Source organism: Streptomyces sp. TP-A0356 (assembly GCF_001417775.1).
Classification (GTDB): domain Bacteria; phylum Actinomycetota; class Actinomycetes; order Streptomycetales; family Streptomycetaceae; genus Streptomyces.
In genome coordinates this window covers 17715-37715 of record NZ_BBZJ01000022.1, presented here as the reverse complement: position 1 = coordinate 37715, position 20001 = coordinate 17715, and the positions used below count along the sequence as shown (strand labels likewise).

General features: G+C 70.9%; 20 protein-coding genes. 16 read left to right on the top strand and 4 right to left on the bottom strand.

What is annotated here, in order from left to right:
- Positions 1-142: 142 nt before the first annotated feature.
- The 3 genes from dxr (at position 143) to ispG (ending at position 4027) form a co-directional block, all read left to right on the top strand.
- A complete protein-coding gene (gene dxr / locus ASC56_RS23060; protein ID WP_055493425.1) occupies positions 143-1399 on the top strand; it encodes a 1-deoxy-D-xylulose-5-phosphate reductoisomerase in 1257 nt (418 codons plus the stop codon).
- Positions 1396-2700 (top strand): RIP metalloprotease, encoded by a 1305-nt coding sequence (locus tag ASC56_RS23055; RefSeq protein WP_055493424.1) that lies wholly within the window; start codon positions 1396-1398, stop codon positions 2698-2700. Before dxr ends, ASC56_RS23055 begins: the two co-directional genes overlap by 4 nt.
- Before the next feature lie 169 nt (positions 2701-2869).
- Positions 2870-4027 (top strand): flavodoxin-dependent (E)-4-hydroxy-3-methylbut-2-enyl-diphosphate synthase, encoded by a 1158-nt coding sequence (ispG, locus tag ASC56_RS23050; RefSeq protein ID WP_055493423.1) that lies wholly within the window; start codon positions 2870-2872, stop codon positions 4025-4027.
- A gap of 46 nt (positions 4028-4073) precedes the next feature.
- Here the strand turns inward: ispG and ASC56_RS23045 are convergent, their stop codons facing one another.
- Positions 4074-4526, bottom strand: coding sequence for an ATP-binding protein (locus ASC56_RS23045; protein WP_079102665.1), 453 nt, complete (start codon positions 4524-4526; stop codon positions 4074-4076).
- 136 nt (positions 4527-4662) lie between these two features.
- Here ASC56_RS23045 and ASC56_RS23040 point away from each other — a divergent pair, with 136 nt between their 5' ends.
- The 5 genes from ASC56_RS23040 (at position 4663) to ASC56_RS23020 (ending at position 9106) form a co-directional block, all read left to right on the top strand.
- A complete protein-coding gene (locus tag ASC56_RS23040) occupies positions 4663-5472 on the top strand; it encodes a helix-turn-helix transcriptional regulator (protein ID WP_055493422.1) in 810 nt (269 codons plus the stop codon).
- The gene (locus tag ASC56_RS23035) at positions 5469-5726 is read left to right on the top strand and encodes a DUF397 domain-containing protein (protein WP_055493421.1); all 258 of its coding nucleotides are present in this window, start codon (positions 5469-5471) and stop codon (positions 5724-5726) included. Before ASC56_RS23040 ends, ASC56_RS23035 begins: the two co-directional genes overlap by 4 nt.
- A gap of 92 nt (positions 5727-5818) precedes the next feature.
- Positions 5819-6667, top strand: coding sequence for a GNAT family N-acetyltransferase (locus ASC56_RS23030; protein WP_055493632.1), 849 nt, complete (start codon positions 5819-5821; stop codon positions 6665-6667).
- Between the two features lie 97 nt (positions 6668-6764).
- The gene (locus ASC56_RS23025) at positions 6765-7334 is read left to right on the top strand and encodes a GNAT family N-acetyltransferase (RefSeq protein ID WP_055493420.1); all 570 of its coding nucleotides are present in this window, start codon (positions 6765-6767) and stop codon (positions 7332-7334) included.
- Positions 7335-7405: 71 nt separating this feature from the next.
- Positions 7406-9106 (top strand): proline--tRNA ligase, encoded by a 1701-nt coding sequence (locus ASC56_RS23020; protein ID WP_055493419.1) that lies wholly within the window; start codon positions 7406-7408, stop codon positions 9104-9106.
- Positions 9107-9203: 97 nt separating this feature from the next.
- Here ASC56_RS23020 and ASC56_RS23015 read toward each other — a convergent pair whose 3' ends face one another.
- Genes ASC56_RS23015 through ASC56_RS23005 form a run of 3 tightly spaced genes read right to left on the bottom strand, consistent with a single transcriptional unit; the run spans position 9204 to position 11168 of the window.
- Positions 9204-10106: an aminoglycoside phosphotransferase family protein gene (locus tag ASC56_RS23015; protein ID WP_055493418.1), complete on the bottom strand. Its 903-nt coding sequence runs from the start codon at positions 10104-10106 to the stop codon at positions 9204-9206.
- Positions 10107-10161: 55 nt separating this feature from the next.
- Entirely contained in the window at positions 10162-10647 is a 486-nt protein-coding gene (locus ASC56_RS23010; RefSeq protein ID WP_234377029.1) for a ferritin-like domain-containing protein, read from the bottom strand.
- Positions 10644-11168, bottom strand: a complete 525-nt coding sequence (locus ASC56_RS23005; RefSeq protein ID WP_199836048.1) for a hypothetical protein — start codon at positions 11166-11168, stop codon at positions 10644-10646. The genes ASC56_RS23010 and ASC56_RS23005 overlap by 4 nt, the downstream gene beginning before the upstream one ends.
- 238 nt (positions 11169-11406) lie before the next feature.
- Here ASC56_RS23005 and rimP point away from each other — a divergent pair, with 238 nt between their 5' ends.
- The 8 genes from rimP to ASC56_RS22960 all read left to right on the top strand — a co-directional run bounded on the left by rimP (position 11407) and on the right by ASC56_RS22960 (position 19963).
- Positions 11407-11916, top strand: a complete 510-nt coding sequence (rimP, locus tag ASC56_RS23000) for a ribosome maturation factor RimP (protein ID WP_055493417.1) — start codon at positions 11407-11409, stop codon at positions 11914-11916.
- 2 nt (positions 11917-11918) lie between these two features.
- Positions 11919-12914, top strand: a complete 996-nt coding sequence (gene nusA / locus ASC56_RS22995; RefSeq protein ID WP_055493416.1) for a transcription termination factor NusA — start codon at positions 11919-11921, stop codon at positions 12912-12914.
- 127 nt (positions 12915-13041) lie between these two features.
- Positions 13042-13353, top strand: coding sequence for a YlxR family protein (locus tag ASC56_RS38315; protein WP_079102664.1), 312 nt, complete (start codon positions 13042-13044; stop codon positions 13351-13353).
- A gap of 147 nt (positions 13354-13500) precedes the next feature.
- On the top strand, positions 13501-16563 hold the full coding sequence (infB, locus tag ASC56_RS38310) for a translation initiation factor IF-2 (protein WP_079102663.1): 3063 nt from the start codon (positions 13501-13503) through the stop codon (positions 16561-16563).
- 278 nt (positions 16564-16841) lie between these two features.
- On the top strand, positions 16842-17135 hold the full coding sequence (locus tag ASC56_RS22975; protein ID WP_055493412.1) for a DUF503 domain-containing protein: 294 nt from the start codon (positions 16842-16844) through the stop codon (positions 17133-17135).
- Between the two features lie 38 nt (positions 17136-17173).
- Positions 17174-17626, top strand: a complete 453-nt coding sequence (gene rbfA / locus ASC56_RS22970; protein ID WP_055493411.1) for a 30S ribosome-binding factor RbfA — start codon at positions 17174-17176, stop codon at positions 17624-17626.
- On the top strand, positions 17623-18528 hold the full coding sequence (gene truB, locus ASC56_RS22965) for a tRNA pseudouridine(55) synthase TruB (protein WP_055493410.1): 906 nt from the start codon (positions 17623-17625) through the stop codon (positions 18526-18528). Before rbfA ends, truB begins: the two co-directional genes overlap by 4 nt.
- Positions 18529-19009: 481 nt before the next feature.
- Complete coding sequence (locus ASC56_RS22960) at positions 19010-19963, top strand: bifunctional riboflavin kinase/FAD synthetase (RefSeq protein ID WP_055493409.1); 954 nt, start codon at positions 19010-19012, stop codon at positions 19961-19963.
- Positions 19964-20001: the final 38 nt, after the last annotated feature.

Below are 20001 nucleotides of genomic sequence, written 5' to 3'. Positions count from 1 at the left end.
GTTATCACATGAGCTTCACGCGGGCTTCACGAAAGGTGGATCCTCTTCGAACGGTGGCGTGCGCCGCCGGGCGCCCGTTCTGTTCGGAGCTCTGAGGGGGCGCCCTGTCCGCCCCGGGGTGCGGTACGGCAACAATGGAGGGATGAGCGACAGTCCAGCCCCTCTTGCCGACCCCCATCTCGTCTTCGACCCCGTGGACGGAGCGCGGGACGTCGTGATCCTCGGCTCCACCGGCTCGATCGGCACCCAGGCCATCGACCTCGTGCTGCGCAACCGCGACCGGTTCAAGGTCACCGGGCTCTCCGCCAACGGCGGCCGGGTCGGACTGCTCGCCGAGCAGGCCCACCGCCTGCGCGTGCGCACGGTGGCGGTCGCGCGCGAGGACGTCGTACCGGCCCTGATCGAGGCGCTCACGGCGCAGTACGGCCCCGGAGAACCCCTCCCCGAGATCCTCGCCGGACCCGAGGCGGCCACCCGTCTCGCCGCCTCCGACTGCCATACGGTCCTGAACGGCATCACCGGTTCCATCGGCCTCGCGCCCACCCTCGCCGCCCTGGAGGCGGGCCGTACGCTCGCGCTCGCCAACAAGGAGTCGCTCATCGTCGGCGGTCCCCTGGTCAAGGCCCTGGCCAAGCCCGGCCAGATCATCCCGGTGGACTCCGAGCACGCCGCGCTCTTCCAGGCCCTGGCCTGCGGCACCCGTGCCGACGTGCGCAAACTCGTCGTCACCGCCTCCGGTGGCCCCTTCCGCGGCCGGACGAAGGCGGAGCTGGCGGACGTCACGCCCGAGGACGCGCTCGCCCATCCCACCTGGGCCATGGGCCCGGTCATCACGATCAACTCCGCGACCCTGGTCAACAAGGGGCTGGAAGTGATCGAGGCCCATCTGCTGTACGACATTCCCTTCGATCGCATTGAGGTCGTCGTGCACCCGCAGTCGTATGTCCACTCGATGGTGGAGTTCACGGATGGATCGACGCTGGCGCAGGCGACGCCCCCCGACATGCGGGGGCCGATCGCCATCGGACTCGGCTGGCCCGAGCGGGTGCCCGACGCGGCGCCCGCCTTCGCCTGGAACAAGGCCTCGACCTGGGAGTTCTTCCCGCTCGACAACGAGGCGTTCCCGTCGGTGGGGCTCGCCCGACATGTGGGAGAGCTCGCGGGCACGGCCCCGGCGGTGTTCAATGCCGCCAATGAGGAGTGCGTGGACGCGTTCCTGAACGGCACCCTGCCGTTCAACGGGATCATCGATACGGTCACACGGGTGGTGGAGGAACACGGCACCCCTCGTACGGGAACTTCCCTGACCGTCGCGGACGTCCTCGAAGCGGAGACCTGGGCGCGCGCCCGGGCGAGGGAACTGACAGCACAGACGGCAACCGCGGAGGCTCGTGCATGACGACCTTGATGATGATTCTCGGCATAGTCGTCTTCGTGGTCGGCCTGCTGATCTCCATCGCCTGGCACGAGCTGGGGCATCTGTCCACGGCCAAGCTCTTCGGCATCCGGGTTCCGCAGTACATGGTCGGCTTCGGCCCGACCATCTGGTCGCGGAAGAAGGGCGAGACCGAGTACGGCATCAAGGCGGTCCCGCTCGGCGGCTACATCCGCATGATCGGTATGTTCCCGCCGGGCCCGGACGGCCGGATCGAGGCCCGCTCCACCTCGCCCTGGCGCGGGATGATCGAGGACGCCCGGGCGCAGTCCTTCGAGGAGCTGCAGCCCGGTGACGAGGACCGCCTCTTCTACACGCGCAAGCCGTGGAAGCGGGTCATCGTCATGTTCGCGGGCCCCTTCATGAACCTGATCCTCGCCCTGGTGGTCTTCGTCGGCGTGATGATGACCTTCGGTGTCCAGACCCAGACCACCACGGTCGGCAAGGTCTCCGACTGCGTCATCCAGCAGAGCGAGAACCGCACGAAATGCGCGAAGGACGACCCGGCCGCGCCCGCCCAGGCCGCCGGGCTCAAGCCGGGCGACAAGATCCTCGCGTTCGACGGCACCCAGGTGAAGGACTGGTCCACCCTCCAGTCCGACATCCGCGCCCACCCCGGCAAGGACGTCACGATCACCGTCGACCGCAAGGGTCAGCGGGTCGACCTGCACGCCCACCTGATCAAGAACCAGGTCAGCAAGACGGACGGCAAGGGCGGCTACGTCGAGGGCAAGTACGTGTACGCCGGCTTCCTCGGCTTCACCCCCGCCACCGGCATCGTCCAGCAGTCCTTGGGTCAGTCCGTGCAGCGCATGGGCGACATGATGCAGAACGGCGTCCAGTCGCTGGTCTCCCTGCCGGGCAAGATCCCCGCCCTGTGGGACGCGGCCTTCGGCAACGCCCCGCGCCAGCCGGACTCGCCGATGGGCGTGGTCGGCGCCGCCCGGGTGGGCGGCGAGGTGTTCACCCTGAACATCCCGCCGTCGCAGCAGATCGCGATGATGCTGCTGCTCGTCGCGGGCTTCAACCTGTCCCTGTTCCTGTTCAACATGCTCCCGCTGCTCCCGCTCGACGGCGGGCACATCGCGGGCGCCCTGTGGGAGTCGCTGCGCCGCTCCATGGCCAAGGTGCTGCGCCGCCCCGACCCGGGCCCCTTCGATGTGGCGAAGCTGATGCCGGTGGCGTACGTGGTGGCCGGGATCTTCGTCTGCTTCACCCTCCTGGTGCTGATCGCGGACGTGGTTAACCCGGTGAAAATCTCGTAGCCACCCGTGGTTGGCGGCGGCCGGGGAGACTCGCTTCCAGGCCGCCGCCCATCGGGTGTGTCCCCGGACGGTGATGCATCGGCGTCCGATTCGGTGCCGTAGTCTCGAAGCCTGGGAGCCCGTCGTTCCGGGTCCGGATCCTGATCCACAACTTGGGGTTGCACAGCAGATGACTGCGATTTCACTCGGCATGCCGTCCGTTCCGACCAAGCTCGCCGAGCGCCGGAAGAGCCGGCAGATCCAGGTCGGGACCGTTGCGGTGGGCGGAGACGCCCCGGTGTCCGTGCAGTCGATGACGACGACGCGTACGTCGGACATCGGCGCGACGCTCCAGCAGATCGCGGAGCTGACGGCCTCGGGCTGCCAGATCGTCCGGGTGGCCTGCCCGACGCAGGACGACGCGGACGCCCTCGCGACCATCGCGCAGAAGTCCCAGATCCCGGTGATCGCGGACATCCACTTCCAGCCCAAGTACGTCTTCGCCGCGATCGAGGCCGGCTGCGCGGCCGTCCGCGTCAACCCGGGCAACATCAAGCAGTTCGACGACAAGGTCAAGGAGATCGCGAAGGCGGCCAAGGACCACGGCACCCCGATCCGGATCGGCGTCAACGCGGGCTCGCTGGACAGTCGCCTGCTGCAGAAGTACGGCAAGGCCACCCCCGAGGCGCTCGTCGAGTCCGCCCTGTGGGAGGCGTCCCTCTTCGAGGAGCACGACTTCCGCGACATCAAGATCTCGGTCAAGCACAACGACCCGGTCGTGATGGTCGAGGCGTACCGCCAGCTCGCCGCCCAGTGCGACTACCCGCTGCACCTGGGTGTCACCGAGGCCGGCCCCGCCTTCCAGGGCACCATCAAGTCGGCCGTCGCCTTCGGCGCGCTGCTCTCGCAGGGCATCGGCGACACCATCCGCGTCTCCCTCTCCGCCCCGCCGGTGGAGGAGGTCAAGGTCGGCATCCAGATCCTGGAGTCGCTGAACCTGCGCCAGCGCGGCCTGGAGATCGTCTCCTGCCCGTCCTGCGGTCGCGCCCAGGTCGATGTCTACAAGCTGGCCGAAGAGGTCACGGCGGGCCTGACCGGCATGGAGGTCCCGCTGCGGGTCGCGGTCATGGGCTGTGTCGTGAACGGCCCCGGCGAGGCCCGCGAGGCGGACCTCGGCGTGGCCTCCGGCAACGGCAAGGGCCAGATCTTCGTCAAGGGCGAGGTCATCAAGACCGTCCCCGAGTCGAAGATCGTGGAGACCCTCATCGAAGAGGCGATGAAGCTCGCCGAGCAGATGGAGAAGGACGGCGTGGCCTCCGGCGAGCCGTCCGTCTCGGTCGCGGACTGACGTTTCGCGTACGTCCCGGAGTCCCGTCACCCTCGGGTGGCGGGACTCACTCGTTCTCGTGTACTTCCGCCCATACGCATTTGCCCGGGCTGCGCGGCTCGACGCCCCACCGGCAGGCCAGCGCCTCGACCAGCAGCAGCCCACGCCCGCACTCGTCGTCCGCCGGGTCCCGCGGCAGCCGGAGCTCGGGCAGCCGCTCGGTACGGGTGTCGGACACCTCGAGCCTGAGTGCCTCCGCCGTCTCGGTGAGCCGGAGGCGGAAGTCCCGTCCCTGCACATGACCATGCCGTACGGCGTTGGCGGCCAGCTCGGCGGCGATCAGGGTGACGGTCTCGTTGAGGGCGCTGTCGTAGGGGTGGCCCCATGCGTCGAGCCGATGGGAGACCAGACGCCGGGCGAGCCGGGCGCCCCGGGGGCTGGAGGTGAAACGCATGTCGAACGTGTGCGCGGACTGGGTGCGCCTCGGCATATGCCGGTCGGAAGGAGTTGCGGACTTCATGCCGCATACGGTCGCGCACGCTGCGTAGCGTTGAACAGCGGCTGAGCCGGGACCGTCGTGCGTTGTACGCGGTCGGGGCGTGTCTGTACGCGGGGTGAGCCGTAACCGACGGCCATGGGGGAGCGGTGAGGGGTGCATGAGCGACGAGCAGGCGACGGGCGTACCGCACATCTTCGGACGGCAGTTGAAGAGGCTGCGAACGTGGGCGGGAATGGGGCGCGCCGAACTGGGCTCCCGGACGGGGTACTCGGAGTCGACCATCGCCTCGTTCGAGCAGGGCAGGCGGATTCCGTCGAGGGAGTTCATCGCACGGGCGGATGCAGTGCTCGGGGGGCGCGGGGTACTTCTGGAGATGGTCGAGGAGTTGGAGCGAGCGCAGTATCCGGCGTTCTTCCGGGATGCGGCGAAGTTGGAGAAGGAGGCCGTCGAGTGGCATGTGTACGATGCGCGAGTCGTCAACGGCCTGTTGCAGACGGAGGATTACGCCCGGGCGGTGTTCACCATGGCCCGGCCTTTGCTGGACGAAGAGACGGTCGAGCAGCGAGTGGCTGCCCGACTGGCCCGGCAGGACTTCTTCTCAAGGAAGCCGCTTCCCATCACCAGCTTTGTCATCGAGGAGTCCGTCCTGCGTGGGCGCCTCGGCGGACGGGCCGTCACGCGGGGGCAGTTGGAGCAGATTCTGCTCGTCGGCCAGTTGCGCAACGTGGCGATCCAGGTCATGCCGACCGACCGTGAAGAACATGCCGCGCTCACTGGTCCCTTCACCTTGATCGAGACGACGAAAGGACGCAGGATCGCATACGTGGAGGCGTACAAGCACAGTCGCCTCTTCACCGATCGTGGGACTGTCAGGGAACTGGAGGAGAAGTACAGCCTTCTGCGCGCCCAGGCCCTGACACCAAGCGAATCGCTGGCTTTCGTAGAGAAGTTGCTGGGAGAGACATGAACGCCCAAGAACCGTCCGAGCTGATGTGGTTCAAGAGCAGCTACAGCGACGACCAGGGAGGCCAGTGCGTAGAAGTCGCCCTCACCTGGCGCAAGTCCAGCTACAGCAGCGGCGAAGGAGGCCAGTGCGTGGAGGTCGCCCCCTGCCCCACCTCCGTCCACGTCCGCGACTCCAAGTACGCCCCCGGCACCGGCCCCACACTCACCCTCCCCTCCGCCGCCTGGGAGGCCTTCATAGGGTTCGCTTCCCAGTGACGAGGCACTTACCGGGCGCTACCGGGCGGCGCCGCACCAGCACGCCAGGTACAGTGCGGAGATCAGCAGACCCCAGGGTGAGGCTCCCGTACGTGTTGACGCAGACCACCACCCGGGTCCTCGAACCGAGTGACCTGGACGCCGCGCTCGCCGTCCTCGACCGCGAGCCGGTCGCGAACGCCTTCGTGACGTCCCGGGTCCAGGTCGCGGGCCTCGACCCCTGGCGCCTGGGCGGCGAGATGTGGGGCTGGTACGAGGACGGCCTGCTGACGTCGCTGTGCTACGCGGGCGCCAACCTCGTCCCGATCTGCGCGACCCCCCGGGCCGTACGGGCCTTCGCCGACCGTGCCCGGCGCGGGGGCCGCCGCTGCTCCTCCATCGTCGGCCCCTGCGAAGCCACCGCCCAGCTGTGGCGGCTGCTGGAGCCGAGCTGGGGCCCGGCCCGCGAGGTCCGCCCCCACCAGCCGCTCATGGTCACCGACCACATGCCCGCCGACATAGCCCCGGATCCGTACGTCCGCCGCATCCGCAAGGACGAGATGGAGACGATCATGCCGGCGTGCGTGGCGATGTTCACCGAGGAGGTCGGCGTCTCGCCCCTGGCAGGCGACGGCGGGCTGCTCTACCAGGCCCGGGTCGCCGAACTCGTCGGCTCCGGCCGCTCGTTCGCCCGCGTCGACGAGAGCGGCAAGGTCGTCTTCAAGGCGGAGATCGGCGCGGCGACACCGCACGCCTGCCAGATCCAGGGCGTCTGGGTCGCGCCCGAATACCGGGGCCAGGGCCTCGCGGCCCCCGGCATGGCGGCGATCCTGCGCTATGCGCTGGCGGACGTGGCACCGGTGGTGAGCCTGTACGTCAACGACTTCAACACCCCCGCCAGGCGGACCTACCAGAGGGTGGGCTTCCAGGAGGTCGGGGCGTTCATGAGCGTGCTGTTCTGAGAACCGCGCACCCCGGCAGAACCGCGGGGAACTGCGCGATGGACCGCCGACGACCTGCACCCGAAAGTCGTCGCGTACCCCCCTGTAGGCTCCGGGCATGCTGCGCTTTCCGGGTCACGGTCACCGCGACCACGAGGACGTCGTGATCGGCCCCCTGGACCTGTCCGCCCACGTCGACGAGGCGCTCGCCGTACAGGCCGTCGCGTTCGGGCTCGCGGCCGACGAGATCGCCGTACGCCGCCAGATCGTGGTGCGGCACATGACCTACCCGGGAGCCCGCGCGCTGGGCGCCACGGCCGCCGACGGACGGCTCGTCGGATTCGTCTACGGCATGCCCAACGACCGTACGCACTGGTGGTCCACCGTCGTCCAGCCGTATCTGCGGGCCCAGGGCCACGACGCCTGGCTCGACGACTCCTTCGTGATCACCGAGCTGCACGTCCACCCGCGGTACCAGAACCGGGGCATCGGCCGCGCCCTGATCACCACCATCACGGACGGCGCCGATGAACCGCGCTCGATCCTGTCGGCGATCGACACGGACAGTCCGGCCCGGGGCCTGTACCGCTCGCTGGGCTATGTGGACCTGGCGCGGCAGGTGCTCTTCCCGAGCGCGCCCAAGCCGTACGCCGTGATGGGCGCCACGCTGCCCCTGCGCAGGCGTTAACGATTACCGCCCGCACAGGCTGCCCGGCTAACCTCCTAGCCATCACCCTTTCGCAGCAGGAGTCGAGAATCATGGCGAACGCACCGGTCCAGCGCATGTCCCAGTTGATGGCGAAGACGCTGCGCGACGACCCGGCGGACGCCGAGGTCCTCAGCCACAAGCTGCTGGTACGCGCCGGCTACGTCCGCCGCACCGCCGCCGGGGTGTGGACCTGGCTGCCGCTCGGCAAGAAGGTCCTCGCCAACGTGGAGCGGATCGTCCGCGAGGAGATGGACGCGATCGGCGCCCAGGAGGTGCTGCTGCCCGCCCTGCTGCCCCGCGAGCCGTACGAGGCGACCGGCCGCTGGGACGAGTACGGCGCCGAGCTGTTCCGCCTCAAGGACCGCAAGGGCGGCGACTACCTGCTGGGCCCGACCCACGAGGAGATCTTCACCCTGCTCGTGAAGGACCAGGCGTCCTCGTACAAGGACCTGCCGGTGATCCTCTACCAGATCCAGAACAAGTTTCGGGACGAGGCCCGGCCGCGCGCGGGCATCCTGCGCGGCCGTGAGTTCCTGATGAAGGACTCGTACTCCTTCGACCTGGAGGACGAGGGCCTCGCCCAGTCGTACGCCCTGCACCGCCAGGCCTACCAGCGCGTCTTCGACCGCCTCGGCCTCGACTACCGGATCTGCGCCGCGATGGCGGGCGCGATGGGCGGCTCCAAGTCGGAGGAGTTCCTGGCCCCGGCCGAGGCCGGCGAGGACACCTTCGCCGACTGCCCGAACTGCGAGTTCGCCGCCAACACCGAGGCGGTCACGTACGGGCTGAAGCCGGTCGACGCCGCGGACGTGCCCGCACTGGAGGAGATCCCGACCCCCGACACCCCGACCATCGAGACCCTCGCCGCCTCGCTCGGCGTCCCGGCCTCCGCCACCCTGAAGAACCTCCTGGTCAAGGTCGGCGGCGAGATCGTCGCCGTCGGCGTCCCCGGCGACCGCGAGGTCGACATGGGCAAGGTCGAGGCGCACTTCGCCCCGGTGGCCGTGGAGCTGGTCACCGCCGAGGACTTCGAGGGCCGCGCGGACCTGGTCCGCGGCTATGTGGGTCCGCAGGGCCTGGAGAAGGTCAAGTACATCGCCGATCCGCGCGTGGCCCCCGGCACCTCCTGGATCACCGGTGCCAACAAGGAGGGCATGCACGCCAAGAACGTGGTCGCGGGCCGTGACTTCGAGGTCGACGCGTACGTGGACGTCGTGGTGGTGCAGGACGGCGACCCGTGCCCCAACTGCGGCACCGGCCTCAAGCTGGACCGCGCCATCGAGATCGGCCACATCTTCCAGCTGGGCCGCAAGTACACCGACGCCCTCAAGCTCGACGTCCTCGGCCAGAACGGCAAGCCGGTCCGCGTGACCATGGGCTCCTACGGCATCGGCGTCTCCCGCGCGGTCGCCGCGCTCGCCGAGCAGACCGCCGACGAGCAGGGCCTGTGCTGGCCCAAGGAGGTGGCCCCGGCCGACGTCCACGTGGTGGCGGCGGGCAAGGCGCTCCAGACCGAGCTGGCCCTCGACATCTCCCAGAAGCTGGCCGCGGCCGGAGTCCGCGTGCTGGTGGACGACCGGGCCGGTGTCTCTCCGGGCGTGAAGTTCACGGACGCGGAGCTGATCGGTGTGCCGCAGATCCTGGTGGCGGGCCGCCGCTCCGCCGAGGGCGTCCTGGAGCTGAAGGACCGCAGGACCGGCGAGCGCGAGGAGCTCACCGTGGACGAGGCGATCGCCCGCCTGACGGCCTGACCCCGGTCCCCGCGACGGCCGCCGGACACGGACCGGCGGCCGTCGGGTGCTCTCCACGGCGCGGGGCGAGCTCACGGCGAGCCAGGTGTACTCGGCCCTAGAGCCAGCTCGCGAACTCCAGCAGCAGTTCCGAATCCTGCGTGCGGCCGACCCGGCGGGCCCGCATCCCGGACTCCACCGCCCGGAACAGCGTCCAGCCGCGCAGCCGCTGCTGGTCGAGGTCCAGCGACTCCGCGAGCCGCTTCACCCGGCGGCGGGTGGTCGACGGGCCCGAGGAGGTCGCGACCAGGTCCTCCACCCGGTCGCGCACCAGCCGCGCCAGGTCGAAGGCGCACTCGCCGACCACCGGGTCGGGGCCCGCGGCCAGCCACGGCATCCGCTCCCCGGCGAGCACCTTGCTCTGCCGGAAGGTGCCGTGCAGCAGTCGCCGCTCGGGCGGGGCGGCCAGCAGTTCCTCTCGGGCCGCCAGCGCCGCCTCGACCAGCGGCGCCGCCTCGGGCTCGGCCTCCGCGCCCGCCCGCATCGCCTCGGCCTGCCGCCCCGTCCGTGCCTCCACCGTCTCGAAGGAGTGCCCGGCGGGGGGCTCCACCCACAGCCGCCGCAGGGTGCCCGCCGCCTCCAGCAGGGCCTTGGCCTCCGGCAGCGAGCGCACCGACATCTCCGGATGCAGGCGCTCCAGCAGCAGCGCACCCCGCTCGGCGTCCGCGTCCAGCAGTCGCACGGCCCCGAAGCCGTTCCAGTGCGTGAGCGCCGCCCGCTCGCTCTCCGGCCGGGCCCATGGCGGCACCATCTTCAGCACGGCGGGTGTCCCGTCCGCCCGCCGCACCAACAGGACGAGGCTGCTGCGGCCGCCCGGCGCCTGCACCCGCTCCACGGTCAACTCGCGTAGATCAACGGCCTGTCGGACCAGTTCGGGGAGCCTGTCCAGCCACTCGGCGCCACCGTCCCGCTGCGTCTCGCCGAGCGCCCGCACGAGACGCTGCGGCGGTTCGAAAGCCATGCGCGAGTTGTTCCTTTCCAGGGTCGGCTTCGCACGCCTGCGGTGCGCGTACGCCTCAGGTCCGCTGTGTCGCCGACGCGGTGGGGGCGGCCGCCGCCCGCTCGGCGAGACCAGGGAAGGCTACGCTCTCGCCGCTCCAGCGCACCGCCCGCACCGCCGCTTCCCGCAGCGCCCCGGCGGCGAAGCGCCGCCGCTCGCCCGTCGAGGCCCGCACAAGATCGGAGTACACCCCGGCCACCCGCTCCTCCAGCTCGGCGGCGAGGCGTACGGCGGCGGCGGAGTCCGGGACGGAGAACGGCAGCGCGTACGCGGCCGCGGCGGCGTCCGGCGTGGCCCCGTGGTCCCTGACGGCCCGGGCCAGCTCGTCCCGCCGGGCGCGGTGGGCGTCGTACGCGGCCCGTGCCTCCTTCCGTCGGGCCTGGTCGATCCGCCCGCCGACGACGCCGTAGCCGTAGACCGCGGCGTGCTCGGCGCGCAGGGTCGCCTGGAGCGCGGCGAGTTCGCCGCTCACGGGCTCGGACGTGCTGCTGATCGTGCTCACTTCTGCCCCTCCGTCAGCAGGTACACGTGCGCGGCCCCGGCCGCCGCCACGGACGCCATCAGCCGCGCCAGCTCGCCCGGCACGTCGAGCAGTGCCTTGGCCCGCCGGTCCGCCACGGTCCGCTCGGCGGCGGCCAGGCCCGCGAGGGCGGACCTGGGGTCCGCCGGCACGGGGGACGCCGACGGCGAGGTGGACGGCGAGACCGAGGGTGACGCGGGGGGTGACGCGGAGGTGCCGGAGCCGCCGCCGAACACCTGTGCGTGCCGGACCACCTCCGCCCGCAGCGGCCGCAGCCGGGCCGCCAGCGCCGGGTGCGCGTCGATCACGGCCGCGTACCGCTCGGCCAGCGCCTCGCTGTCGCGGGCGGCACGCGCGCGTACCCGGTCGGCGGCCGAGAGGCCCCCGACCGTGGTCGTGGAGTCCAGGGCGCCGGAGCAGCCGGCGAGCAGCGCGGCACCCGCGGTCGAGGCGAGCAGGCTCCTTCTGCGCAGGGCGGCGCGCGGGTGCGGGGGGAACGGCACGGCAGACGTCCTCGATGACCTGGTACGAACGGGATGGGCGGCCAGGGAGTGTCGTGCGGACCCTCGCCCGCGATCACCGTACCCGTGTGCCGCCCCGGCCCTCGCCATCGGCTCGGCCGTTCGCAGGCCCGCCCGGGTGGCGGCGCAGGTGGACGGCAACACCCTTCGGGACCGGATACCCTTTGACCTGACACACGACCCATCCCACAACAGCACACGCGGCCGAGGAGTCACCCGGATGAGCACCACCCAGAGCGAGAGGCTGCGAGAACTGCTGGAACCGCTCGTCACTTCCCAGGGACTCGATCTCGAGGAGATCGCGGTGGACTCGGTCGGACGCAAGCGGGTGCTGCGCGTCGTCGTCGACTCCGACACCGGTGCCGACCTGGACCAGATCGCCGATGTGAGCCGTGAGCTCTCGGCGAAGCTCGACGAGACGGACGCGATGGGCGAGGGCGAGTACACCCTCGAGGTCGGAACCCCGGGCGCGGAGCGCCTCCTCGAGGACCACCGGCACTATGTGCGGGCCGAGGGACGGCTCGTGAAGTTCCAGCTGGCCGAGGGCGGCGAGCTGGTGGCCAGGATCCTGCAGGTCGACGACGAAGGCCTCGACCTGGAAGTGCCCGGGGTGAAGGGCCGCAAGGCCACCACCCGCAGACTCGGCTTCCCGGACATCGCCAGGGCGCGGGTCCAGGTCGAGTTCAGCCGCAAGGACGAGAAGGCCACCGAGAAGGAAGAGGAGGCGTAGCCGTGGACATCGACATGAGTGCCCTGCGTGGCTTGGTACGGGAGAAGGAGATCTCCTTCGACCTGCTGGTCGAGGCGATCGAGGCGGCCCTCCTCATCGCCTACCACCGCACCGAGGGAAGCCGCCGCCACGCGCGCGTGGAGCTCAACCGGGAGACCGGCCATGTGACCGTGTGGGCGAAGGAGGACCCCGAGGACCTGGAGGAGGGGCAGGAGCCGCGCGAGTTCGACGACACCCCGTCGGGCTTCGGCCGTATCGCCGCCACCACCGCCAAGCAGGTCATCCTGCAGCGTCTGCGGGACGCCGAGGACGACGCGACCCTCGGCGAGTACGCGGGCCGCGAGGGCGACATCGTCACCGGTGTGGTCCAGCAGGGCCGCGACCCGAAGAACGTGCTCGTGGACATCGGCAAGCTGGAGGCGATCCTGCCGGTCCAGGAGCAGGTGCCGGGCGAGACGTACGAGCACGGCAAGCGGATCCGGTCGTACGTCGTCCGGGTGGCGAAGGGTGTGCGCGGCCCGTCCGTCACCCTGTCGCGCACCCACCCCAATCTGGTGAAGAAGCTCTTCGCGCTGGAGGTACCGGAGATCGCCGACGGCTCCGTCGAGATCGCCGCGATCGCACGCGAGGCCGGTCACCGTACGAAGATCGCGGTGCGGTCCACCCGATCGGGTCTGAACGCCAAGGGCGCCTGCATCGGCCCCATGGGCGGCCGTGTGCGCAATGTCATGGGCGAGCTGAACGGCGAGAAGATCGACATCGTCGACTGGTCGGACGATCCGGCCGAGATGGTGGCGAACGCGCTGTCGCCGGCCCGCGTCTCCAAGGTGGAGGTCGTGGACCTCGCGGCCCGTTCCGCGCGGGTGACGGTCCCCGACTACCAGCTGTCTCTGGCGATCGGCAAGGAAGGGCAGAACGCCCGTCTGGCGGCCCGGCTGACCGGCTGGCGGATCGACATCCGGCCCGACACCGAGCAGCCCGTCGGCAAGCCGGACTGAGGACTGTGACCTCGGCGGGGAATAGATCCCGGCCGTGTGCCGCTGAGAACACGACAGTTTGATGCGCAGCAACTGTTCGATTCTTGCCCCAAAGGGGTGAGGTCGCTGCGGGGAGGTAGACTTAAGCGTGTCTGGCCGGACGCATGCCCGCGCATGCCCTGAGCGCACCTGTGTGGGGTGCCGGGAGCGAGCGGCCAAGATCGAACTACTGCGTACCGTGGTGGTCGAGGACGTCTGCGTCCCCGATCCTCGCGGTACGCTTCCCGGCCGGGGTGCGTATGTACACCCGGCCCTGGCCTGTCTCGACCTGGCGGTGCGCCGCCGGGCGTTCCCGCGGGCGCTGCGCGTCCCGGGACCGCTCGACATAAAGGCGTTGCGCCGGCATGTCGAGCGGGCGGAAGGTTGCCGGCAGCACCTTGCCGAGCAGGCAACACCGTAAGACGTGCCGTACGGAGAACCCCGTGCGGCCTGGTACCTCGCGAGTCGAAAGCAGGTCGAGATTGCGATGAGCACTCGATGAGTACGCGATGAGTACGCCCATGAACTAGCGACGGTCCGGCCGCAACCCGGACCTCAAAGGAGCGAAGTGGCTAAGGTCCGGGTCTACGAACTCGCCAAGGAGTTCGGTGTGGAGAGCAAGGTCGTCATGGCCAAGCTCCAGGAACTCGGTGAATTCGTCCGTTCGGCGTCCTCGACTATCGAGGCGCCCGTAGTACGCAAGCTGACTGACGCCTTGCAGCAGGGCAACGGCGGTGGCGCGAAGCCCACCGGCCCCCGCAAGGCCTCCCCGGCGAAGCCGGCCGCGCCCTCCCCGGCGCAGGCCGCGCGTCCGGCTGCCCCGCGCCCGGCGGCGCCCAAGCCTCCGGCGGCCGAGCGGCCCGCGGCCCCGACCTCGGGTCCGCGTCCGACGCCGGGTCCGAAGCCCGCGCCGCGACCCGCTCCGGCGACCCCGGCCCCGGGTGCGCCCGAGTTCACGGCACCGCCGGCGACTCCGGCTGCCCAGACTCCGCGCCCGGCTGCCCAGGCCCCGCGCCCGGGTGCCCGTCCCGGCCCCGGCGCCCCCAAGCCCGGTGCTCGGCCGGGCGCGCCCGGCCAGGGGCAGGGCCAGGGTGGCGCTCAGGGTGCGCGTCCCGGCGGTGCGCGTCCCGGTGCTCCGGGTCAGCGATCGGGTGCCCGTCCGGCGGGTCCCCGCCCGGGCAACAACCCCTTCACGTCCGGTGGCTCGACCGGTATGGCGCGCCCCCAGGCGCCCCGGCCGGGCGGTGCCCCGCGTCCGCAGGGTGCGGGCCAGGGTGGCCCCCGTCCGCAGGGTGCGGCCGGCGGCGGCCCGCGTCCGCAGGCTCCGGGCGGCTCCCGGCCGACTCCGGGCGGTATGCCCCGTCCGCAGGGCGGCGGTCCGCGTCCCGGCGGCGGTCCCGCCGGTCCGCGTCCGAACCCCGGCATGATGCCGCAGCGTCCCGCTGCCGGCCCGCGCCCGGGGCCCGGCGGCGGCCGTGGCCCGGCCGGTGCCGGTCGTCCCGGCGGCGGCGGTCGTCCCGGCGGTGGCGGCGGCTTCGCCGGCCGTCCCGGTGGTGGCGGCGGCGGTCGTCCCGGTGCCGGCGGTGGTTTCGCCGGTCGTCCCGGTGGTGGCGGCGCTCCCGGTGCCGGCGGTGGTTTCGCCGGTGGCGGCGGTGGCCGTCCCGGCTTCGGCGGTCGTCCCGGTGGTCCCGGCGGCCGTGGTGGCACGCAGGGTGCGTTCGGCCGTCCCGGCGGTCCGGCGCGTCGTGGCCGCAAGTCGAAGCGGCAGCGCCGTCAGGAGTACGAGGCCATGCAGGCCCCGTCGGTCGGCGGTGTGATGCTGCCTCGCGGCGGTGGCGAGACCATTCGCCTGTCGCGCGGTGCGTCGCTCACCGACTTCGCGGAGAAGATCAACGCCAACCCGGCGTCGCTCGTCGCGGTCATGATGAACCTGGGCGAGATGGTCACGGCCACGCAGTCCGTCTCCGACGAGACGCTGCAGCTCCTGGCCGGCGAGATGAACTACACGGTTCAGATCGTCAGCCCGGAGGAGGAGGACCGCGAGCTGCTCGAGTCCTTCGACCTGGAGTTCGGTGAGGACGAGGGCGACGAGGAGGACCTGGTGGTCCGCCCGCCGGTCGTCACCGTCATGGGCCACGTCGACCACGGCAAGACCCGCCTGCTCGACGCCATCCGCAAGACGAACGTCATCGCGGGCGAGGCCGGCGGCATCACCCAGCACATCGGTGCCTACCAGGTCGCGACCGAGGTCAACGGCGAGGGCCGGGCGATCACCTTCATCGACACCCCGGGTCACGAGGCGTTCACCGCCATGCGTGCCCGTGGTGCGAAGTCGACCGACATCGCGATCCTCGTGGTGGCGGCCAACGACGGTGTGATGCCGCAGACGGTCGAGGCGCTGAACCACGCCAAGGCGGCCGAGGTGCCGATCGTGGTCGCGGTCAACAAGATCGACGTCGAGGGCGCGGACCCGACCAAGGTGCGCGGTCAGCTGACCGAGTACGGCCTGGTGGCCGAGGAGTACGGCGGCGACACGATGTTCGTCGACATCTCCGCCAAGCAGGGTCTGCACATCGACAGCCTCCTGGAGGCGGTCGTCCTGACCGCCGACGCCGCTCTGGACCTCCGGGCCAACCCGAACCAGGACGCGCAGGGCATCTCGATCGAGTCCCGTCTCGACCGCGGCCGCGGTGCCGTGGCGACGGTCCTCGTCCAGCGAGGCACGCTGCGGGTCGGCGACACGATGGTGGTCGGCGACGCGTATGGCCGCGTCCGGGCGATGCTCGACGACAACGGCAACAACGTGGCCGAGGCAGGCCCGTCGACGCCGGTGCAGGTCCTGGGTCTGACCAACGTCCCGGGTGCCGGCGACAACTTCATCGTGGTCGAGGAGGACCGTACGGCCCGCCAGATCGCGGAGAAGCGCGCCGCCCGCGAGCGGAACGCGGCGTTCGCCAAGCGCACGCGCCGTGTGTCCCTCGAGGACCTGGACAAGGTGCTCAAGGCCGGCGAGGTCCAGCAGCTGAACCTGATCATCAAGGGTGACGCTTCTGGTTCGGTCGAGGCACTGGAGTCCTCCCTGCTCCAGCTGGACGTCGGCGAGGAGGTCGACATCCGGGTGCTGCACCGCGGCGTCGGTGCGGTCACGGAGTCGGACATCGACCTGGCGATGGGCTCGGACGCCATCGTGATCGGCTTCAACGTGCGCGCGGCGGGCCGTGCGGCGCAGATGGCCGAGCGCGAGGGCGTGGACGTCCGGTACTACTCGGTCATCTACCAGGCGATCGAGGAGATCGAGGCGGCCCTCAAGGGCATGCTCAAGCCGGAGTTCGAGGAGGTCGAGCTCGGTACGGCGGAGATCCGCGAGGTCTTCAAGTCGTCCAAGCTGGGCAACATCGCGGGTGTTCTCATCCGCTCCGGCGAGGTCAGGCGGAACACCAAGGCCCGCCTCATCCGCGACGGCAAGGTGGTCGCGGAGAACCTCACCATCGAGGGTCTGCGTCGCTTCAAGGACGACGTCACCGAGATCCGCGAAGGCTTCGAGGGTGGTATCAACCTCGGAAACTTCAACGACATCAAGGTCGACGACGTCATCGCGACGTACGAGATGCGCGAGAAGCCGCGCGCCTGACGGCGGGCTCGGCCGAAGCGTGAGGTCGGCCGGCGGGGACATCTCCCCGTCGGCCGCCCTTGCCGTCCTGGGGGCTGCCGCCCCCAGGCTCCGGCTTCGGCCGAAACGGCCTCGTCCTCGGGCACCGGACGGGCTGGTCGTGCGCAGACTTGCCGGGGCCGCCCCCCGCGGAAAACCCCGTCGAGCGCTTCGGGCGTTCGTTGTACGGTTTTCGTGTCCCTGCCCATACCGACGGCGGGGCCATCGATCCCGTACCGGCGGGTCATCCGGGTACACACATGTATGTGGGGACTCTGTCCTTCGACCTGCTCCTCGGCGACGTACGTTCGCTGAAGGAGAAGCGCTCCGTCGTCCGCCCGATCGTCGCCGAGCTCCAGCGGAAGTACGCGGTGAGCGCCGCCGAGGTGGACCATCTGAACCTCCATCGGCGGGCCGTGATCGGGCTCGCGATGGTCTCCGGCGACGCCGGACATGTGACGGACGTACTGGACCGGTGCGAACGGCTGGTCGCCGGGCGCCCCGAGGTGGAACTGCTGTCCGTGCGACGGCGCTTCCACGGCGACGACGACTGACCGAAGAACACAGACAGGAAAGAACGGGAGACGGACCAGTGGCCGACAACGCGCGGGCTAAGAGGCTGGCGGACCTCATCCGAGAGGTGGTGGCCCAGAAGCTGCAGCGCGGGATCAAGGACCCGCGGCTCGGCTCGCACGTCACCATCACGGACACCCGGGTCACGGGTGATCTGCGGGAGGCGACCGTCTTCTACACGGTGTACGGGGACGAGGAGGAGCGGAAGGCCGCGGCCGCCGGACTGGAGAGCGCCAAGGGCATCCTGCGCTCCGAGGTCGGACGGGCTGCGGGCGTGAAGTTCACGCCGACCCTCACCTTCGTCGCGGACGCCCTCCCGGACACCGCCCGGACGATCGAGAACCTCCTCGACAAGGCGCGCGCCTCCGACGCGAAGGTACGCGAGGCGGCGACGGGCGCCGCGTACGCCGGTGACGCCGACCCGTACCGCAAGCCCGGCTCCGAGGACGAGACGGACGACACCGCAGAATGACCCGGCAGCACACCACGCCCGACGGCCTCGTCATCGTCGACAAGCCGTCGGGCTTCACTTCGCACGACGTCGTCGCCAAGATGCGGGGGATCGCGAAGACGCGGCGCGTCGGCCACGCGGGCACCCTCGACCCGATGGCGACCGGCGTGCTCGTCCTCGGCGTGGAGAAGGCCACCAAGCTCCTCGGGCACCTCGCCCTCACCGAGAAGGAGTACGTGGGAACCATCCGGCTGGGGCAGAACACCGTCACGGACGACGCCGAGGGGGAGGTCACCTCCTCCATCGACGCCTCCCAGGTCACCCGCGAGGCCATCGACGCCGGGGTGGCCAAGCTCACCGGCGACATCCTGCAGGTGCCGTCCAAGGTCAGCGCCATCAAGATCGACGGCGTGCGGTCGTACAAGCGAGCGCGGGAGGGTGAGGACTTCGAGATCCCCGCCCGGCCGGTCAGGGTCTCCTCCTTCGCGGTGTACGACGTCCGCGACGCCGTCGCCGAGAACGGCACCCCGGTCCGGGACCTGCTGGTGTCCGTGGTCTGCTCGTCCGGCACGTACATCCGGGCCCTCGCCCGCGATCTGGGCGCCGACCTCGGCGTCGGCGGCCACCTCACCGCCCTGCGCCGCACCCGCGTCGGACCCTACAAGCTGGACTCGGCCCGCACCCTGGACCAACTCCAGGAGGAGCTGACCGTGATGCCGATCGCCGACGCCGCCGCGGCCGCGTTCCCCCGCTGGGACGTCGACGCCAAGCGGGCCCGGCTGCTCACGAACGGTGTGCGCCTGGAGATGCCCGACGAGTACGTGGGTGTCGGCCCGGTGGCCGTCTTCGCCCCGGAGGGCCGGTTCCTCGCACTCGTGGAGGATCTGCGGGGCAAGGCCAAGAGCCTGGCCGTCTTCGGCTGACGTCCTGCCCGTGGAGCGGCGATCACGGGTTCGAGCCGCCGCTCCACGGTCCCCCCTTGGTTCCCCCTCACAGAGGTGTATCCATCCCCTCTCTCCTATTCACCCCAATGAGCAGGCGCTCGGAGTGAACCGAGGGAGCGGAAAGGGGCGCGTTCGCGGCAAGATCTGTTCCGCTGATCACCATCGGCCCACCGTCGGATCCAGGCACCGGGGGGAGGTTCGAGGGTCGTACAGGCGCACGAGTGAGTACTGGACGCGCTGCTGCGCGCGGTGAGTGGGCCGTCCTGCCCGGCCCGAGCACCCGGGCATGATCGAGAACCTCGTGGGCCCCCGGGTGCCCGCCTGACCGCCGCGGCCCCCGGGGGCCGCGTGCTGCCCGTCACAGCCTCCATGCCGATGCAAGCGGAGGGCACCCGGCATGGCACCCTTAGACCTGCGTATGAGGCAGACACGGACACGGGTTCGACGAGGAGCGGTCACAGTGCAGCGCTGGCGTGGCTTGGAGGACATCCCCGAGGACTGGGGGCGCAGCGTCGTCACCATCGGCTCCTACGACGGAGTCCACCGCGGACACCAGCTGATCATCCGGCATGCCGTGGAACGCGCCCGTGAGCTGGGCGTTCCCTCGGTCGTCGTGACCTTCGACCCGCACCCCAGCGAGGTCGTACGCCCCGGCAGTCACCCGCCGCTGCTCGCCCCGCACCACCGCCGCGCCGAACTGATGGCGGAGCTGGGGGTCGACGCGGTCCTCATCCTCCCCTTCACCACCGAGTTCTCCCGGCTCTCGCCGGCCGACTTCGTGGTCAAGGTCCTGGTGGACAAGCTGCACGCCAAGGCCGTGGTCGAGGGCCCGAACTTCCGCTTCGGCCACAGGGCCGCCGGGAACGTGGACTTCCTCGCCGAGCAGGGCAAGACGTACGACTTCGACGTCGAGGTCGTGGACCTCTACGTGTGCGGAGAGGCGGGCGGCGGCGAACCCTTCTCCTCCACCCTCACCCGGCGGCTGATCGCCGAGGGCGATGTCGAGGGAGCGCGCGAGATCCTCGGGCGTCCGCACCGGGTCGAGGGCGTGGTGGTGCGCGGCGCCCAGCGCGGCCGGGAGATGGGCTTCCCGACCGCCAACGTCGAGACCCTGCCGCACACCGCGATCCCGGCCGATGGCGTCTACGCGGGCTGGCTGCACGTCGGCGGCGAGGCGATGCCGGCCGCGATCTCCGTCGGCACGAACCCGCAGTTCGACGGCACCGAGCGGACCGTGGAGGCGTACGCCATCGACCGGGTGGGACTGGACCTCTACGGCCTCCACGTCGCCGTCGACTTCCTCGCGTTCGTCCGTGGCCAGGCCAGGTTCGAGTCGCTGGACGCCCTGCTGGAGCAGATGGCGCAGGACGTGAAGCGCTGCCGGGAGCTGATCGCGGCGCACGAAGCCGGGTGAGTCCGGGCATCCCGGCACTCGTACGACAGCGGGGCGGC

Excerpts from the sequence above, each read along its gene's own strand:
- dxr (WP_055493425.1), top strand. The coding sequence starts at position 143 with ATGAGCGACAGTCCAGCCCCTCTTGCCGACCCCCATCTCGTCTTCGAC.
- ASC56_RS23055 (WP_055493424.1), top strand. The coding sequence starts at position 1,396 with ATGACGACCTTGATGATGATTCTCGGCATAGTCGTCTTCGTGGTCGGC.
- ispG (WP_055493423.1), top strand. The coding sequence starts at position 2,870 with ATGACTGCGATTTCACTCGGCATGCCGTCCGTTCCGACCAAGCTCGCC.
- ASC56_RS23045 (WP_079102665.1), bottom strand. The coding sequence starts at position 4,526 with ATGAAGTCCGCAACTCCTTCCGACCGGCATATGCCGAGGCGCACCCAG.
- ASC56_RS23040 (WP_055493422.1), top strand. The coding sequence starts at position 4,663 with ATGAGCGACGAGCAGGCGACGGGCGTACCGCACATCTTCGGACGGCAG.
- ASC56_RS23035 (WP_055493421.1), top strand. The coding sequence starts at position 5,469 with ATGAACGCCCAAGAACCGTCCGAGCTGATGTGGTTCAAGAGCAGCTAC.
- ASC56_RS23025 (WP_055493420.1), top strand. The coding sequence starts at position 6,765 with ATGCTGCGCTTTCCGGGTCACGGTCACCGCGACCACGAGGACGTCGTG.
- ASC56_RS23020 (WP_055493419.1), top strand. The coding sequence starts at position 7,406 with ATGGCGAACGCACCGGTCCAGCGCATGTCCCAGTTGATGGCGAAGACG.
- ASC56_RS23015 (WP_055493418.1), bottom strand. The coding sequence starts at position 10,106 with ATGGCTTTCGAACCGCCGCAGCGTCTCGTGCGGGCGCTCGGCGAGACG.
- rimP (WP_055493417.1), top strand. The coding sequence starts at position 11,407 with ATGAGCACCACCCAGAGCGAGAGGCTGCGAGAACTGCTGGAACCGCTC.
- ASC56_RS22975 (WP_055493412.1), top strand. The coding sequence starts at position 16,842 with ATGTATGTGGGGACTCTGTCCTTCGACCTGCTCCTCGGCGACGTACGT.
- truB (WP_055493410.1), top strand. The coding sequence starts at position 17,623 with ATGACCCGGCAGCACACCACGCCCGACGGCCTCGTCATCGTCGACAAG.